General features: G+C 67.5%; 14 protein-coding genes. 3 read left to right on the plus strand and 11 right to left on the minus strand.

Features of this window, described 5'->3' with window-relative positions; genetic code table 11:
• Positions 1–70 precede the first annotated feature (70 nt).
• Complete coding sequence (locus JZZ72_RS16725) at positions 71–526, minus strand: winged helix-turn-helix transcriptional regulator (protein WP_043863967.1); 456 nt, start codon at positions 524–526, stop codon at positions 71–73.
• 96 nt (positions 527–622) lie between these two features.
• Here JZZ72_RS16725 and JZZ72_RS16730 point away from each other — a divergent pair, with 96 nt between their 5' ends.
• Positions 623–1,837 (plus strand): MFS transporter, encoded by a 1,215-nt coding sequence (locus tag JZZ72_RS16730; protein WP_210014729.1) that lies wholly within the window; start codon positions 623–625, stop codon positions 1,835–1,837.
• Here JZZ72_RS16730 and JZZ72_RS16735 read toward each other — a convergent pair.
• The 7 genes from JZZ72_RS16735 to JZZ72_RS16765 form a co-directional block, all read right to left on the minus strand.
• Positions 1,801–2,739 (minus strand): Csu type fimbrial protein, encoded by a 939-nt coding sequence (locus tag JZZ72_RS16735; RefSeq protein WP_100632862.1) that lies wholly within the window; start codon positions 2,737–2,739, stop codon positions 1,801–1,803. The two genes, JZZ72_RS16730 and JZZ72_RS16735, sit on opposite strands and share 37 nt — an antisense overlap.
• 47 nt (positions 2,740–2,786) lie before the next feature.
• Positions 2,787–5,027, minus strand: a complete 2,241-nt coding sequence (locus JZZ72_RS16740) for a fimbria/pilus outer membrane usher protein (RefSeq protein ID WP_116055334.1) — start codon at positions 5,025–5,027, stop codon at positions 2,787–2,789.
• A 168-nt stretch (positions 5,028–5,195) separates the two neighbouring features.
• The gene (locus tag JZZ72_RS16745; protein ID WP_078481711.1) at positions 5,196–5,981 is read right to left on the minus strand and encodes a fimbrial biogenesis chaperone; all 786 of its coding nucleotides are present in this window, start codon (positions 5,979–5,981) and stop codon (positions 5,196–5,198) included.
• 45 nt (positions 5,982–6,026) lie between these two features.
• Positions 6,027–6,524, minus strand: coding sequence for a Csu type fimbrial protein (locus JZZ72_RS16750; RefSeq protein ID WP_043863969.1), 498 nt, complete (start codon positions 6,522–6,524; stop codon positions 6,027–6,029).
• 3 nt (positions 6,525–6,527) lie between these two features.
• Positions 6,528–7,061: a Csu type fimbrial protein gene (locus JZZ72_RS16755; protein WP_043863970.1), complete on the minus strand. Its 534-nt coding sequence runs from the start codon at positions 7,059–7,061 to the stop codon at positions 6,528–6,530.
• A gap of 16 nt (positions 7,062–7,077) precedes the next feature.
• Complete coding sequence (locus JZZ72_RS16760) at positions 7,078–7,611, minus strand: Csu type fimbrial protein (protein WP_043863971.1); 534 nt, start codon at positions 7,609–7,611, stop codon at positions 7,078–7,080.
• Between the two features lie 28 nt (positions 7,612–7,639).
• A complete protein-coding gene (locus tag JZZ72_RS16765; protein WP_078481712.1) occupies positions 7,640–8,167 on the minus strand; it encodes a Csu type fimbrial protein in 528 nt (175 codons plus the stop codon).
• 215 nt (positions 8,168–8,382) lie between these two features.
• On the opposite strand from JZZ72_RS16765, the gene zapE reads away from it, so the two are divergent.
• Positions 8,383–9,501, plus strand: coding sequence for a cell division protein ZapE (zapE, locus tag JZZ72_RS16770; protein ID WP_408004348.1), 1,119 nt, complete (start codon positions 8,383–8,385; stop codon positions 9,499–9,501).
• A 3-nt stretch (positions 9,502–9,504) separates the two neighbouring features.
• Here zapE and JZZ72_RS16775 read toward each other — a convergent pair whose 3' ends face one another.
• Complete coding sequence (locus tag JZZ72_RS16775; protein WP_210014730.1) at positions 9,505–11,394, minus strand: propionyl-CoA synthetase; 1,890 nt, start codon at positions 11,392–11,394, stop codon at positions 9,505–9,507.
• A gap of 129 nt (positions 11,395–11,523) precedes the next feature.
• Here JZZ72_RS16775 and JZZ72_RS16780 point away from each other — a divergent pair, with 129 nt between their 5' ends.
• Positions 11,524–12,831, plus strand: a complete 1,308-nt coding sequence (locus tag JZZ72_RS16780; RefSeq protein WP_104572535.1) for a leucine-rich repeat-containing protein kinase family protein — start codon at positions 11,524–11,526, stop codon at positions 12,829–12,831.
• Positions 12,832–12,859: 28 nt separating this feature from the next.
• On the opposite strand, the gene JZZ72_RS16785 is transcribed toward JZZ72_RS16780, so the two are convergent.
• Together JZZ72_RS16785 and JZZ72_RS16790 are read right to left on the minus strand one after the other, a co-directional pair.
• Positions 12,860–13,567, minus strand: coding sequence for a YebC/PmpR family DNA-binding transcriptional regulator (locus JZZ72_RS16785; RefSeq protein ID WP_043863975.1), 708 nt, complete (start codon positions 13,565–13,567; stop codon positions 12,860–12,862).
• Between the two features lie 265 nt (positions 13,568–13,832).
• Positions 13,833–15,113 (minus strand): Zn-dependent hydrolase, encoded by a 1,281-nt coding sequence (locus JZZ72_RS16790; RefSeq protein ID WP_210014731.1) that lies wholly within the window; start codon positions 15,111–15,113, stop codon positions 13,833–13,835.
• Positions 15,114–15,133 lie beyond the last annotated feature (20 nt).

Below are 15,133 nucleotides of genomic sequence, written 5' to 3' on the forward strand. Positions count from 1 at the left end.
CGCGGTTCAAGCCCGCCCCCACAAGGCTTGCAGTGCCCTGTGGGAGCGGCCTGACCCGCGATGAGGCAGGTCAGGCCGGCGGCGGCCCCGCCACCCGCACGCAATCATCCGGCCCCAGCACCCGCCCATCCGCCGCTCGCAGCTGCAGTGGGCCCACCGGCGCCCCGCTCTGGCGGTCCACCAGCACCGAATGCGCCTCGCCAGGCTGGTAGAAAAAAGCCTCGCCCCACTGGCGCAGCCCCACGATCAAGGGAAACAACCCGCGCCCCTTCTCGGTCAGCACGTACTCCTGGTACGCGCTGCCATCCGACGCCGGCACCAGCTCCAGAATCCGGTGCTCCACCAACTGGCGCAAGCGCGAGGCCAAAATGTTCTTGGCCATGCCCAGGTTGCGCTGGAACTCGCCAAAGCGGCGCAAGCCATCAAACGCATCACGCACGATCAACAGCGACCACCAGTCACCGATCGCGTCCAGTGACCGGGCCACCGGGCATTCGGCATCTTGCAGGCGGGTACGTTGAACCATGATCGCTCTCGGCAGGCTGAAAAAAGTAGTTGCAATATAAAACCGGTCCTCTCAGCATACAACCAGTTTCATTATGCAACCACATAGGATATCGCCATGCCCGCCTCCCCTGCGCCCCGGCTTTCGCCGTGGCTCGCCCTGCTGTTCTCCGTCGCCTGCGCACTGGCGGTGGCCAACGTGTATTACGCCCAGCCACTGCTGGACGCGATGGCCCGCGACTTCGCCATCGACCCGGCGCTGGTGGGGCTGGTGGTGACCCTGACCCAGGTGGGCTACGGCCTGGGCCTGATACTGCTGGTGCCTCTGGGCGACCTGTTCGAGCGGCGCCGGCTGATCGTGCTGCAGTCGCTGCTGTCGGTGCTGGCCCTGCTGATGATCGCGCTGGCCACCAGCAGCGCCTGGCTGTTTGTCGGCATGGCCCTGACCGGCCTGTTGGCGGTGGTGGCGCAACTGCTAGTGGCGCATGCCGCCAGCGTATCGGCCGACACCGAACGCGGGCATGTGGTGGGCATGGTCACCAGCGGTATCGTGATCGGCATCCTGCTGGCCCGCACCCTGTCCGGGGCGATGGCCGATCTGGCCGGCTGGCGCTCGATCTACGCCCTGTCGGCAGCGCTGACCCTGCTGATGACCCTGCTGCTGTGGCGCGTGCTGCCCGCACACACGGCTGCGCGCCCCAACACTGGCTACGGCGCGCTGCTGGTGTCGTTGTGGCAACTGGTGCGCGAGCAGCCGGTGCTGCGCCAGCGCGCCCTGCTGGCAATGCTCAGCTTCGCCTCTGCCATGGTGCTGTGGACCCCGCTGGTACTGCCCCTGAGCGCCCCGCCGCTGTCGTTGTCGGCAACCGAGGTGGGCCTGTTCGGCCTGGCCGGCGCCGCCGGGGCGCTGGCCGCCGCGCGTGCCGGCGGGCTGGCCGACCGTGGCCTGGGGCAACGGGTCAGCGGCCTCTCGCTGCTGCTGATGATCGGTTCATGGGGCGCCATCGCCCTCACCGAGCAATCGCTGTGGGCACTGCTGCTGGGGGTGGTGGTGTTCGACCTGGGCCTGCAGGCGCTGCACGTGGCCAGCCAGAGCCTGATCTACCGCCTGCCGGCCGATACCCACAGCCGGCTCACCGCCGCCTACATGCTGTTCTACTCCATCGGCAGTGCACTGGGCTCGCTGGCCTCGACGCTGGCCTACGCCTGGGGCGGCTGGCTGCTGGTATGCGTGCTGGGCGCGGGGTTGAATGTGCTGGCACTGGGGTATTGGTGGCGCACCGTGCGCCAGCCGGCTCAGAACTGCACGTCGAGTATCACGCTGTCCAGGTAGTCGCCGGCCGGCGGCGTGGCCTGGTCGGTGTAGACCCTGGCGTTGTAGTTGAACACCTGGCTGCCGGCCGCGCTGCCACTGCCATTGCCGTTGCCCGGGTTGATGTCGGCGTCGCTGCTGGCGCGCCGCGCACTGCTCAGGCTGCCCCAGCGCACGCCCCCGCCACTCTTGAAGATGTCATAGGCCAGGTAGTTGCCGGCGCTGGATTTCATGCGCCGACGCCCGCCTGCCACGTTCTGCCCGTCATCCAGCCCCACCGTGTAGGCACTGCCCTTGGTACAGGCCAGGTTGACGTTCTGGCTCACCGTGGCGAACCCGCTGACCACCGGCGCGCTGCCGAACACGATGTTGGGCGAGCTGATCTGGCAGTCGTTGGTGACGGTCAGGTTGATGGTCAGGGTGGTAGTGGCGTTGAACACCTGCCGCCCCAGGCAGGCGCTGCCCAGACCCAGCCCCCAGCAATAGTCGATGCTCCAGGCCACGGTGAACGTCTCCTGGTACAGGCCGGCCGCCACGTTGCTGGTCATTTGCGTGCGCAGGTAGATGGGCACGGTCTTGGGCGAGGTGCCGCCGAGCAGGCCCAGGGCATCGATGATGCCGTTGCGCGCAAAATCGTAGGGCTGGCCCCGGGTGATCGGGTAGCTGGTGCTGTTGTTGGCGTACAGCGTGTAGAGGATGACGTCGCCGGTGGGGCCCACCAGCCCGGTGGTGCCGTTGTTGGCGGTGAAGGTGGCCTTGAAGGAGTCATCCGAACGCAGCAGGGTCAGCAGCGAACCGGTGCAGCTCAAGCCGGCACTGGGCGCCGTGGTGGTCTGCACCGTGGTGCGTATCAGGGTGGAGTTGACCAGGCCGAAAGTGGCTGGCGTGGTTGCCAGCACCTGGCACAGCGCCTGGGCGCGCATGCCGGCCAGCAGTGCCAGCAGCGCAAGCAGCCCCGTCAGCCGGCGCTTCACTGGCACACCAGCGGGCCGATCAGCGGCACCTGGTCGGCCTGCGCCTTGAGCTCGAACTGCACCCGGCAACTGCCGCCTCCGGCCAGTTGCACCACCAGGCTGTTGTGTTCGCTCAGGTCCTCCAGGTACACCAGGCCATCCCAGCCCACCACCGCCAGCGCGCCGCTCTGCTCGTGGCGTACCTGGCTGCCCACGGCCAGTTCGTTGTTGCCGGCATCCACCAGCACCACGCTGGCGGCCAGTACCCGGCGCAACGGAAATTCCAGCAGGTAGCCGGCGCCGCGCCTTACCGCCACGCGCTGCTCCACATTCGGCGAGCGCACATCGGGGGGCAGTTCCAGCGGGTCGATCTCGTACTTGCCGCGGTAGTAGCCGCTGCCGTAGGGCACCAGCAGGTGCCCCTGGCTGTCGGTGTGCCCCACCACCTGGTTCTCGTAGCGCACCGGCACATCGGCAAAGCCTTCGGTGCTGACCAGCACGAAGGCGTCGTCGATGCGATTGGCCGCGAACACCCCGGCGTCCATCAGCACCACCGAGCCGCTGGCGTCGGCCCAGCGGGTCATGTTGTCGCTGCTGCCGTACACCCCGGCCTGCAACTGCACCGATTGCAGGCGCCAGGTCAGGTCGGCCTGACGGTAGGTTTCACGGTCGCCACCGGCATAGCCCAGGTTGAACCCCACGCCGCCCTGGGCGGGTACGGCGCGGCTGTAGTTGACCCGCTGCAGGTTCTCGCCCTGCTGGTTGCGCTCCAGGCTCAGGGCCAGCGTGCCGTGCAGGTCGAAGGGCACCACCACCTGCGCCTGCACCGCCCACTGGCTGTCGTCCAGGTCGCGGTTGGCCGACAGGTACAGGCTGCTATTGCCCCACAGCGGCTTGCTCCAGCTGAGGTTGAGCAGGCGCGTGCGCGAGTTGTCGGCGGCGCGCACATCGAAGTAGCCCGCCCCCAGGCTGCCATAGCGTTGCAGGTTGAGGCTCAGGGTGACCTGCTCGCTGCGCTGGCTGAGGCGGATGTACGGGCTGTCGACCAGCGACAGGTCGGCGTAGTCGCCATGACGCTCCAGGCGCTGGTAGTTGAAGCCCAGCCAGCGGTTGTTGTACTGGTAGCCCAGGCTCAACTGCTGGCCACTGCGGCCTTCGAAGCGGCTCTGGCTCAGCGCCGTGTTGAGCACGCCGAAGTTGCCCACCCGCAGGTTGCCGCCCAGCCCGCCCAGGCCCAGGGACCCGGCCGCCTCGGCATGGCTTTCCAGCGTGAAGTAGTCGGTCAGGCCATAGCGCAGGCTGCCCGCCGCAACGCCCGGGCCGTAGGCAAAGTCGCGCACGGCATAGTCGCGGCGCAGGGCGCCGGCCGCCACCGAGAAGTCCGCCAGCCCCTGTTGCAGCAGGCTGCTGGTGACGTAGAACGGCAACGTGGTCGAGACCTGCCGGCCAAGGGCGTCGGTGGTCACCACCACCGCCTCGCCGGCACCGTTGATGAACGGCACGTTGGTCAGGGTATAGGGGCCTGGCTGCAGGTCGGCACTGGCGCTCTTGTAGCCATTGATGAACAGGTCCACCGACGAGGGCACCGCGGCTTCACCGGCGAAGGCCGGCAAGGGGTAGGTCACCAGGTCCGGGCGCACGGCAAAGTCCCGCGACAGCTGCACCCCGCCCACCCGCACCGAGCTGGTCCAGGGCAAGGCGCCGGTCAGCACATCGCCGGCCTCGAAGGTCAGCAGGCGCGCCTCGTCGGTGTAGCGCCAGGTGGTGTCGTACCGCCGAAAACCTTCCTGGGCGCCTTCGTAGCCTGCCCCGCCGAGGCGCTGGCGCCACTGCCCGGTGGTGGAGAAGGTGCCCCAGCTGTCGAACACCCGCAGTTCGTTCCAGGCTGCCAGGTAGGTGCCCCCCTCATCGGTGTCGTTGAAGTAGGCGTCGTAGTTGAGCAAGGCGCCGAAACTGCTCAACGCCTCGCCGGCCGGCCCCAGCGAGCGCTCGCCGATACGCTGGTTGGGCAGCCACGCCGCCGGCACCTGCACCAGCAGCCGCTGGTTCTGGCTGTCGTACTCGCTGTGCAAGCCATCGATGGCGTCCAGCGCCAGTTCCGGGCCGGGCTGCCCGGGCAGTTGCACGCCCGCCGCCTGCAGGTCGGCGGTGGCCATGTACAGGCGCCCGGCCCGCTGGTGCACCAGCACCACGCTAGCGCTGCTCATCTGGTTGACCACCAGTTCCAGGTACAACGGCGCATCGGCGACAGCCTCCATACTCGCAGGGGGTGGCGGCAGTTCGCCTGCGACCGCGCTGCCCGCCAGCAGCACCGCCAGCGTCACGCTGCGGGTGCAGGCCAGAGAAGTACTCACGCACGCCGTCCCACCATGTCCGGGTCCTCCCTGGCCCCTGCTCCATCTTCATGCGCCCTTGAGGCGCCGGGCTCAGTGGCCCTGGTTGATGGTCTGGGGCGGCTCGGCCCCGTTGACGCGCCCTTTGAGCACACTGGCCGCCGAGGCTGCTGCAGGTGCCGGCCAGCGCATGCTCGCGCCGGGCAGTACATAACCCAGCAAGCCGTCGACCAGCGGCTTGCTCTGGGCGCCCTGCTGCATCACCACATCGGTGAGGCGCGCATGCACCGGCCCCACGTTGCGGATCTCGACGAAAGGCTTGCCCTGCTGCGATACCTGTCGCCAGCTCAGCAACGGCGTGCCCACGCCCGCTGCATCACGCTTGCCCTCGGCGTCCGGCTTGCTCCACAGCCCCTGGCCGTAGACGAACAATGGCACCGAGTAGCGCATCTGGAAGCGGATCTGCGCCTGGGAAGTCTGCGCATCGCTGGCCGGCAGGGCGGGTGGGATTTCGTCGATGATGATGCGGTAGGCCTGTTCCTGGCCGGCCGGCGACTGGCCGGTGCGGGTCAGGCGAATCAGCTGTTTCTCACCCGGCTTGATGGTCGCTACCGGCGGGCTGCCGATGATCTCGCGCTGGGGCTGGAACTGGTCGTCATACCCGTCCTGGCGCCAGGCGAACACCCTGACCTGCAGGTTCGCCGGGGTGGTGCCACGGTTTTCCAACCACAACGCCCCGGCCTTCTGGTCGGCCTCCAGCACCGGGTCGATCGGCCAGATCAACACCGATGTGGCCGCCTGGGCGCCCCCTGCGCCGAGCAAGGCGCCCACCAGCAGCCACTTGCCCATCCCTTGCCATCCACGTGCGTACAGCGCCATGCACCCTCTCCTTTGGCTTGCTCCGATACAACCCCGGGAGCGCACTCACCAGGACAACACCACTTGCACCACGTCGGTGTAGGTGCCCGCCGGCAACACGCCGGGTAACTGGGCTTGCGCATACACCGGCAGCTTGATCGCCGTCGGATCGCTGTAACTGACCGCCACGAGCTGACCGATGCCCAGCACCTGGGACAAGGCCGCGTCGCGGTACAACTGATAGGCCACCAGCGAGGTACCGCTGGTGCGCTTGAGGTTGCGTACCCCGTTGTTGTTCAGGCCACCGTCGACGCTCATCTTCAGGGCCACCCCGGGCGTGCATTGCAGGGTCACCGTGGTGCCTGCCAGCTGGGTGTTCACGCTGGCGGCGCCGAGCGCCGGACGGGTGCCGAAGTCCAGGGTGCCGTAGTTGCTGGCGCCGCCCACCACCAGGCAACCTGCCGCAATCGTCGCGCTGACCTGAAGCGTGCTGGTGAGCGCGGCATCCAGCGGCATGGGCACTGCCCAGGCCAGCACCGCAAGGCCACCGAGCAACCGGCGCATGACCTAGAAGCTCAGCTCGACCGCCACCGTGTCGGTGTACACCCCTGGCGGCAGCGACGGCTTGCCCACGGCGCGGCCGTACAGGTTGACGGTCTGCGCCACCCCGGTGCTGGTGGCGAGGGTGATGGTGCCGTTGATTGCCAGCAGATTGGTGTGCCCGGCATCGGTATAGAAGTCATAGGGCACGTAGTTGGTGCCCATGGCCAGCGCGCGGCTGCCACCGGTGGTGGCCGCGTCATGCGCGCCTGCGCCCACCTTCACCACCGGCGTGGCACCGGGCGAACACAGCACGCTGATGGCGCCGCCACCACCGGTGCCGATCACCTGGGCGCTGGCCTCGGTGAACAGGGCAATCTGCGAGCCGAAATCCAGGTTACCGAAGTTGACCCCGGTGGTGGCGGTCGAACCGTTCACCTGGCAGGCCGCGGTCAGGGTCAGGGTGGCGTTGATATTGCCCGTGACCGTGGCCGCCTGGGCCTGGCTGGCAAGGGCCAGGCCAAGCCCGGCGAAGAGTATGCGTGAGACGTTGGGATGCATGAGTCACTCCTTGTTGTTACCAGTCCAGGGTCACCATCAGGGTGTCACGGTAGATGCCGGCCGGCAGCGCCCTGGGGTGTGCCACCACGGCGCCGTAGATCGGTATGGGGATTTGCGCAGCGCTGCTGATCGAGAAGTTGCGCTGCTGGCCGATGCCGTAGCGCACTGCACCGCTTGGATCGGCCGCCAGCTGGTAGGGGATGAGCTCGCTCCCGTTGCGCAGGCGGCGCACGCCGTTGGCATCGTTGCTGCCGCCATTGATGCTCACCGTGAAGGCCCGCACCGAGGGGTTGCAGCTGACCTGCAGGGTGCCGCTGCCGCCGGTCTGGTCGAGGTTGGCGCTCAGCGGGCGGGCCCAGCTTGGCCCCTGGGTGCCGAAGTCCAGCAGGCCCAGGCCGCCACCGGCCGGGCTGTCGTCCGGCACATTGCTGATCTGGCAGGCTGCGCTGATCACCAGGCGTGCCTGGATATGCCCGCTGAGGGCGGCATTGGCCATCGGACACAACAGCAAGGGCCCGAGGCTGATCAACAGAATCTGCGATGTCTTCATGCTGCCAGTTCCTTTAGCACGCACAGGGTCACCAGGTGACGGTCACCTTGAGCAAGTCCGAGTAATGGCCGACACGGGGCACCTGGGCCAGGGTGTCGATGCGGGCGTACAGCGGCAGTTCCACCGACCCCGAGTCGGGTACGCGTGCGTGCTGGGCGATGTTCACCGCCAGCGGAGTGCGCCAGGCCGGGTCCTGGTAGAGGCGGTACGGGATGGGGCGGGCCTGTGGCGTGTCGCTGGCCAGGTAGCGCACCTCGCCGACGCCGCCATGCTGGCCGCCATCGACCTTCACCTGGTACAGCGTGTCGGGGTTGCATTCCAGACGTGGGGGGCGTTGTTGCAGCAAGGCGCCGGTCAGCGGGCCTTGCGGATCGTCCAGGCGCGCGGTACGGCCGAAGTCGAGCAGGCCCTGGGCCTGGGCGCCGGCATCGCGGGTCTGGTGCACCAGCTGGCAACCACGCTGTACATCCACGCGAACTTCCACCAGAAAATCTGCGGCGGCGGCAGCGTCTGCGACAACCAGCCCGAGCAGCGCAGCCAGAGAGCGTCCCTTCACCGTTACCCTCCTTGCAATGCAGGATCCATCTGTTCCAGAGGGTAGCAGCCGAAGAAAAACCTGCCAGCAAGCTCGGAAATGTATAGGCCGCGTACAAGAACCTTCCTACATGACCTGCCAGGCACGACATGACTGGCAGCCCAACCCCCTATTCGGTACATTAGCGCCGCCCACTCAGCCGGCCCCTGTGCCCGGCACCCCCAAGGAGCCTGAGATTGACCGCCTTACCGCCGTCCTGGATCCGTTCGCCGCTGCGCGCCCTGCGCCAGCGCCTGGCTGCCCGTGCACACCCGCCGGCCAAGCGCCTGGCGGCTGTTGAAGTCGATGAATTCTTCCGACGAAAGGCCGATGAGCAGGGCTATACCTTGAGCCACGGCCAGCAGCGGGTGATCGCCTGCATGGCCGAGCAGGCCGCGCACCTGGCTGACGGCACGGCGCGCAGCCTGTACCTGTACGGGGCGGTGGGACGGGGCAAGAGCTGGCTGCTGGACGGCTTCTTCCAGTCACTGGAGCATCCGCACAAGCGCCGCCTGCACTTTCACGATTTCTTCGCCCAGTTGCACGAGGGCATGTTCCGCCATCGCCAGCAGGACGATGCGCTGGGCGCGACCCTGGACGAGCTGCTGCAAGGCTGCCAGGTGCTGTGCTTCGACGAGTTCCACGTGCACGACATCGGCGACGCGATGCTCATCACCGGCCTGTTCAAGGCGCTGTTCGAGCGCCGCGTGTTCGTGCTGCTGACCTCCAACTACCCGCCTGCCGGGCTGCTGCCCAACCCGCTCTACCACCAGCGCTTCGAACCGGTGATCCGCCTGATCGAGGCGCACATGCAGGTGCTTGAAGTGGGCGGCGAGAAGGACTACCGCAGCCACCCGGCCTCCGGCAGCCAGCAGCGCTTCACCCAGGGTCACTACCTCTGGCCCGGCAGCCCGGCGCAGCGCCATGCCGCCGGCCTGGATCAGGCCGGCGCGCCGGTAAGGCTGCAGGTGGGCAAGCGCTCGCTGCAGGCCCTGTTCAGCCAGGAGCGCACGGTAGGCTTCAGCTTCGAGGCGATCTGCGAGCAACCCACGGCGGTGATGGACTACCTGGAGCTGGCGCGCCGCTACGACCACTGGGTGATCGAGCACCTGCCGGACCTGGCGCAGTGCTCGATGGCGGCGCAGCAGCGCTTCATCAACCTGGTGGACGTGCTGTATGACCAGGACAAGCACCTGGTGCTGGTCGGCCAGGCCTCGCTGTGCGAAAGCCTGGGCGGCAGCGCCATCGACCTGGCCCGCACCCGCAGCCGGCTGGGCCAGCTCAATGTGCTGGGCCCGGTGGCCTGCCCGGGTTGACCCTCAGCTGGCCCGCGCCAGGCTGGCCAGCACCCCTTCGATCTCGGCCAGCACGGCCGGGTCGTCCAGGGTCGAGGGCGGGGCGTAGGGCTGGTGGTCGGCGATCTTGCGCAGCACCGCCCGCAAAATCTTGCCCGAGCGGGTCTTGGGCAGGCGCTTGACCACCCGCACCTGGTTGAAGCAGGCCAGCGCGCCGATCTGCTCGCGCACGCTGGCCACCAGTTCGGCCTGCAACTGCTGCTCGCTCAGGCTGACCCCGTCCTTGAGCACCACCAGGCCCAACGGCACCTGGCCCTTGATTTCGTCGCGCACCCCCACCACCGCGCACTCGGCAATCGCCGGGTGGCGCGCCACCAGGTCTTCCATCTCGCCGGTGGACAGCCGGTGCCCGGACACGTTGATCACGTCATCGGTGCGCCCCATGATGTAGACGAAACCGTCCTCGTCGAGGTAGCCGCCATCGCCGGTGTGGTAGTAGCCGGGGTGGCTGTGCAGGTAGGCCTGCAGGTAGCGCGCATGGTCGCCCCACAGCGTCTGGCTGCAGCCGGGTGGCAGCGGCAGTGCGATCACGATGGCACCCTGCTCGTTGGGGCCCAGAAGGTGCCCGTCGTCGTCCAGCACGCGCACGTGGTAACCCGGCACGGCGCGGTTGCTCGAACCCGGACGCACCCCGCAACCTTCCAGCCCGACGCAGGGCGCGGTCACCGGCCAGCCGGTTTCGGTCTGCCACCAGTGGTCGTGCACGGCCTTGCCGCTGGCCGCCTCCAGCCATTGATGGGTGCTGGAGTCGAGTTTTTCCCCGGCCAGGAAGATCTGGCGCAGCGAGCTCAGGTCATGGCGCTTGAACAGCTCGCCCTGCGGGTCTTCCTTGCGGATTGCGCGCATGGCCGTGGGTGCGCAGAACAGCCCGTTGACCCGGTACTGCTCCACCACGCGCCAGTAGGCGGCAGCGTCCGGGGTGCGGATCGGCTTGCCCTCGTAGAACACCGTGGTGCAGCCGTTCATCAGCGGCCCGTAGACGATCAGCGAGTGCCCCACCACCCAGCCCACGTCGGAGATGCCCCACCACACATCCCCCGGCTGCATGCCGTAGATATGGCGCAGGGCAAAGCGCAGCGCCACGGCGTTGCCGCCGTTCTCACGCACGATGCCCTTGGGTTTTCCGGTGGTGCCGGAGGTGTACATGATGTACAGCGGGTCGCCTGCGGCCAAGGCCACCGGTGGCACCGGGCTGGCCGCAGCCACTGCCGCCTGCCAGTCCAGATCGCGGCCTTCGCGCAGCTCGGCGCGGGCCTGCGGGCGCTGCAGCACCAGCACCTGGCGCGGCTGGTGGGTGGCCAGTTGCAGGGCCTTGTCCACCAGCGGCTTGTATTCGATGACGCGGTCGAACTCCAGCCCGCAGGAGGCGGTGAGCAGCAGCGCAGGCCGCGCATCGTCGATGCGCAGGGCCAGCTCGTTGGCGGCAAAGCCACCGAACACCACCGAATGCACCGCGCCGATGCGGGCGCAGGCCAGCATTGCCATGGCCGCCTGCGGCACCATCGGCATGTAGATGATCACCCCATCGCCCTGCTTCACCCCCAGCTCGCGCAACAGGCCGGCCAGGCGCGCCACCTCGTCGCGCAGTTGCACGAAGGTGTAGGTCTGGCGGGTGTCGGTGACGGGCGAGTCGTAGATCAGTGCGGTCTGCTCGCCACGGCCCTGCTCGATCTGGTGGTCGAGAGCCAGGTAGCAGCTGTTGAGTTGCCCGTCGGCAAACCACTGGTGGGTGCCGTCGGGGTTGGCCACAAGGGTCTGCGCAGGCTTGCGGTACCAGGCCAGGTGGTCAGCCTGTTCGGCCCAGAACGCGGCGGGGTCGGCAATGGAGCGGTCGTAGCTGTGCTGGTAAGTCATCGATCGGTAACCCTGAACTTTGTTGTTATTAAAAGGGCGAATATCGAGTATGGACGCCAATTGCGCGCCTGCCATGGTACTTAAGTCGGGTATCATCGCCGCCGTCTTCATTGTCCTTGCAGCCCCTTCATGCACACCCTCGACGACCTCAGGCGCGGCCGCCTGGCAGGTGCCACCCGCCTCGACCTGAGCTGCGGGCTCACGCAGTTCCCGGATGAGATCTTCGAACTGGCCGACAGCCTCGAAGTGCTCAACCTGAGCGGCAATGCGTTGAGCAGCCTGCCCCATGACCTGGGCCGGCTGCACCGGCTCAAGGTGCTGTTCTGCTCCCACAACCGGTTCACCGAGGTGCCGGCCAGCGTAGGCCAGTGCCTGCGCCTGGAAATGGTCGGGTTGCGCAACAACCGCATCACGCACCTGCCGGCCGCCGCATTGGGCCCCAACCTGCGGGCACTGGTGCTGACCGAGAATTGCCTTGAACAGTTGCCCGACGCACTGGGCGACTGCCAGCAGCTGCAAAAGCTGATGCTGGCGGGCAACCGCCTGCGCGCCCTGCCGGCCAGCCTTGCGCGGTGCCAGCGGCTCGAACTGCTGCGGGTGTCGGCCAACCGGTTGAGCGAACTGCCCCAGTGGCTGCTGACGATGCCCCGCCTGGCGTGGCTGGCGTATGCCGGCAACCCCTTGCCCCAGGGCCTTGCGGCGCCGCAGGCGCCGGGCCGGTGCGACGCCATCGACTGGCACGCCCTAGAGCTGGGCGAGGTGCTGGGCCAGGGCGCCTCCGGGGTGATTCACCGCGTGCAGGTGGCGGGCCGAAAGGCGGCGCTCAAGCTGTACAAGGGCCAGATGACCAGCGATGGCTCGCCGCTCAACGAAATGCAGGCGTGCGTGGCAGCTGGCGCCCACCCGAACCTGATCCCGCTGCTGGGGCAGGTAGCCAACCACCCGCACCAGGTGCCGGGGTTGCTGATGGCGCTGGTGGGCACCCACCTGTCTGCCCTGGCCGGGCCGCCCAGCCTGCAAACCTGCACCCGAGACGTCTACCCGCCTGACCTGTGCCTTGGCCTGCAAGCCGCAACCCGGCTGGCGACGGCCATCGCGTCGGTCGCAGCGCACCTGCACCAGCGCGGCATCACCCACGGCGACCTGTACGCGCACAACATCCTGTGCGATGCACAGGGCAACGCGGTGCTCGGGGACTTTGGCGCGGCATCGTTCTTTGCGCAGGATGGCAGTGTTGCAGCAGACGCATTGCAGCGTATCGAGGTGCGGGCGTTCGGGGTGTTGCTGGGGGAACTGCTGGCGTGTTGCGGGGAGGCGTCAGAGGAACTGGCGGACCTGCAGGCGAGCTGTGTTCAGCCGCAGGTGCTGGCAAGGCCGGATTTTGCGCAGGTTGAACGTGTGCTTCGCCGGCAAGGCCGGCTCCTGCAAGAGGCGTAGGAGCAGGCCTTGCCGGCGAAGTGGGTTATCAGCCCGCCAGGCCGACGTACACGTTCTGCACGTCGTCGTTGTCGTCGATGGCTTCCAGGAATGCCTCGACTTCAGCCATGTGCTCGTCGCTGAGCCCGCTGACCGGGTTCTTGGGGGTGTAGCCGATCTTGGCCGAGATCACCTTGAAGCCCTGTTGCGGCAAGGCCTTCTGTACCGCGTCCAGGTCGGTGGTGTCGGTGATGAACAGGGTCGAGCCCTCTTCTTCACCTTCCGCGAAGTCCTGTGCACCGGCTTCGATGGCGGCCATTTCCGGGTCGGCATCAGGGGTTTCAGGGCTGGCTTCGATCAGGCCGACATGGTTGAAGTCCCAGGCCACCGAACCCGAAGCGCCCAGCTGGCCCTTGCGGAACAGCACGCGAATCTGCGCCACGGTGCGGTTGACGTTGTCGGTCAGGCATTCGACGATCAGCGGCACCTGATGCGGGGCGAAGCCTTCGTAGGTAACGTGGTGGTACTGCACCGCGTCGCCATCCAGGCCCGCGCCCTTGCGGATGGCGCGTTCCAGGGTCTCTTTGGTCATCGAGGCCTTCTTGGCCTGTTCCACGGCCAGGCGCAGGCGCGGGTTCATGTCCGGGTCGGCACCGGCCTTGGCCGCGATCTGGATCTCCTTGGACAGCTTGCCCATGATCTTGCCCTTGGCGTTGGCTGCTACTTCTCTATGCTTGGCTTTCCACTGTGCGCCCATCTCGACTCTCTTGTTTCAGCTGCCGGTTCAGGTAGCGACCAGCAAGGTGGCGTGCAGTTTATACAGGCTGCGCCGGGCAATCGACAAAAAAACGCTGGGCTGTTGCCGGGCCTGGTGAACCCTTCGCCGGCAGGGCCGGCTCCTACTGGCGTTGCAGGAGCCGGCCTTGCCGGCGAAGAGACCAACATCCACAACCTAGAAACCACTTTAAGTTGTGATTTTTATTTCATATATATCAATCAGATAAGTCAACAACCTCATGTAGTTAAGCAGCTTCACGCTGCGCCACCGCGTGCGCCGCCGCCAGCATCGCCCTGAGCAGCACTGCGCACCCGGCCGCCAGGTCCTTGGGGTCGGCATTCTCGATTTCGTTATGGCTGATGCCGCCCTCGCACGGCACGAAGATCATCCCGGCCGGGCCCAGTTCGGCCAGGAAGATCGCGTCGTGCCCGGCCCCGCTGACGATGTCCATGTGCGACATGCCCAGCCCCTGCGCCGCGCTGCGCACCGCCTCCACGCAGCCCTTGTCGAAGTACAGCGGCGGGAAGTCCGCGGTGGGCGTCAGCGTGTAGGTCAGCCCGTGCTGCTGCGCGGTCGCGGCGATCACCTCCTGCACCTGGGCGATCATCGAGTCCAGCCGCGCCGGCTCCAGGTGGCGAAAATCCAGGGTCATGCGCACCTCGCCGGGGATCACGTTGCGCGAGCCCGGGTACGCCTGCAGGCAGCCCACCGTGCCGCACGCATGGGGCTGATGCTCCAGAGCCACGCGGTTGACCGCCGCCACCACCGCACTGGCGCCTACCAGGGCGTCCTTGCGCAGGTGCATCGGGGTCGGCCCGGCGTGGGCCTCGACACCGCGCAGGGTGAGGTCGAACCATTTCTGCCCCAGCGCGCCGAGCACCACGCCGATGGTCTTGCGCTGGTCCTCCAGGATCGGCCCCTGCTCGATATGCGCCTCGAAATAGGCGCCCACCGGGTGCCCACTGACCGCGCGGGTGCCGGCGTAGCCGATCGCATTCAGCGCCTCGCCCACGCTCACGCCCTGGGCATCGCGCTTGGCCAGCGTCTCCTGAAGGGTGAACTTCTCGGCGAACACGCCCGAGCCCATCATGCACGGCGCGAACCGCGAGCCCTCCTCGTTGGTCCACACCACAACCTCAAGTGGCGCCTCAGTTTCTATCTGCAAGTCATTGAGTGTACGAAGAACTTCCAGCCCGGCCAGCACCCCGAAGCAGCCATCGAACTTGCCGCCGGTGGGCTGGGTGTCGATGTGGCTGCCGGTCATTACCGGCGGCAGTTGCGGGTTGCGCCCGGGCCGGCGGGCAAAGATGTTGCCCACCCCGTCCACGCTGACGGTGCAGCCGGCAGCCTCGGTCCATTGCACGAACAGGTCGCGGGCCTGGCGGTCCAGGTCGGTCAGGGCCAGGCGGCATACACCGCCTTTGGCGGTGGCACCCAGTTGCGCCAGCTCCATCAGCGACTGCCACAGGCGCTGGCCATCGATGTGGGCCTGGGTACTTTGCAGAACGTCCTTAGCGGTTTGCATGAGCATCTCCTGCTTGGCCG

The sequence above is a fragment of the Pseudomonas palmensis genome (assembly GCF_017848315.1).
Taxonomy (GTDB): Bacteria; Pseudomonadota; Gammaproteobacteria; order Pseudomonadales; family Pseudomonadaceae; genus Aquipseudomonas; species Aquipseudomonas palmensis.

What these genes read in the sequence shown, in the direction of transcription:
- JZZ72_RS16780 (WP_104572535.1), top strand. Translation starts at nt 11,524, where the DNA reads ATGCACACCCTCGACGACCTCAGGCGCGGCCGCCTGGCAGGTGCCACC.
- JZZ72_RS16750 (WP_043863969.1), bottom strand. Translation starts at nt 6,524, where the DNA reads ATGCGCCGGTTGCTCGGTGGCCTTGCGGTGCTGGCCTGGGCAGTGCCC.
- JZZ72_RS16735 (WP_100632862.1), bottom strand. Translation starts at nt 2,739, where the DNA reads ATGCGCGCCCAGGCGCTGTGCCAGGTGCTGGCAACCACGCCAGCCACT.
- JZZ72_RS16775 (WP_210014730.1), bottom strand. Translation starts at nt 11,394, where the DNA reads ATGACTTACCAGCACAGCTACGACCGCTCCATTGCCGACCCCGCCGCG.
- JZZ72_RS16790 (WP_210014731.1), bottom strand. Translation starts at nt 15,113, where the DNA reads ATGCAAACCGCTAAGGACGTTCTGCAAAGTACCCAGGCCCACATCGAT.
- JZZ72_RS16745 (WP_078481711.1), bottom strand. Translation starts at nt 5,981, where the DNA reads ATGGCGCTGTACGCACGTGGATGGCAAGGGATGGGCAAGTGGCTGCTG.
- JZZ72_RS16725 (WP_043863967.1), bottom strand. Translation starts at nt 526, where the DNA reads ATGGTTCAACGTACCCGCCTGCAAGATGCCGAATGCCCGGTGGCCCGG.
- JZZ72_RS16755 (WP_043863970.1), bottom strand. Translation starts at nt 7,061, where the DNA reads ATGCATCCCAACGTCTCACGCATACTCTTCGCCGGGCTTGGCCTGGCC.
- JZZ72_RS16730 (WP_210014729.1), top strand. Translation starts at nt 623, where the DNA reads ATGCCCGCCTCCCCTGCGCCCCGGCTTTCGCCGTGGCTCGCCCTGCTG.
- JZZ72_RS16740 (WP_116055334.1), bottom strand. Translation starts at nt 5,027, where the DNA reads ATGGAGGCTGTCGCCGATGCGCCGTTGTACCTGGAACTGGTGGTCAAC.
- JZZ72_RS16760 (WP_043863971.1), bottom strand. Translation starts at nt 7,611, where the DNA reads ATGAAGACATCGCAGATTCTGTTGATCAGCCTCGGGCCCTTGCTGTTG.
- JZZ72_RS16785 (WP_043863975.1), bottom strand. Translation starts at nt 13,567, where the DNA reads ATGGGCGCACAGTGGAAAGCCAAGCATAGAGAAGTAGCAGCCAACGCC.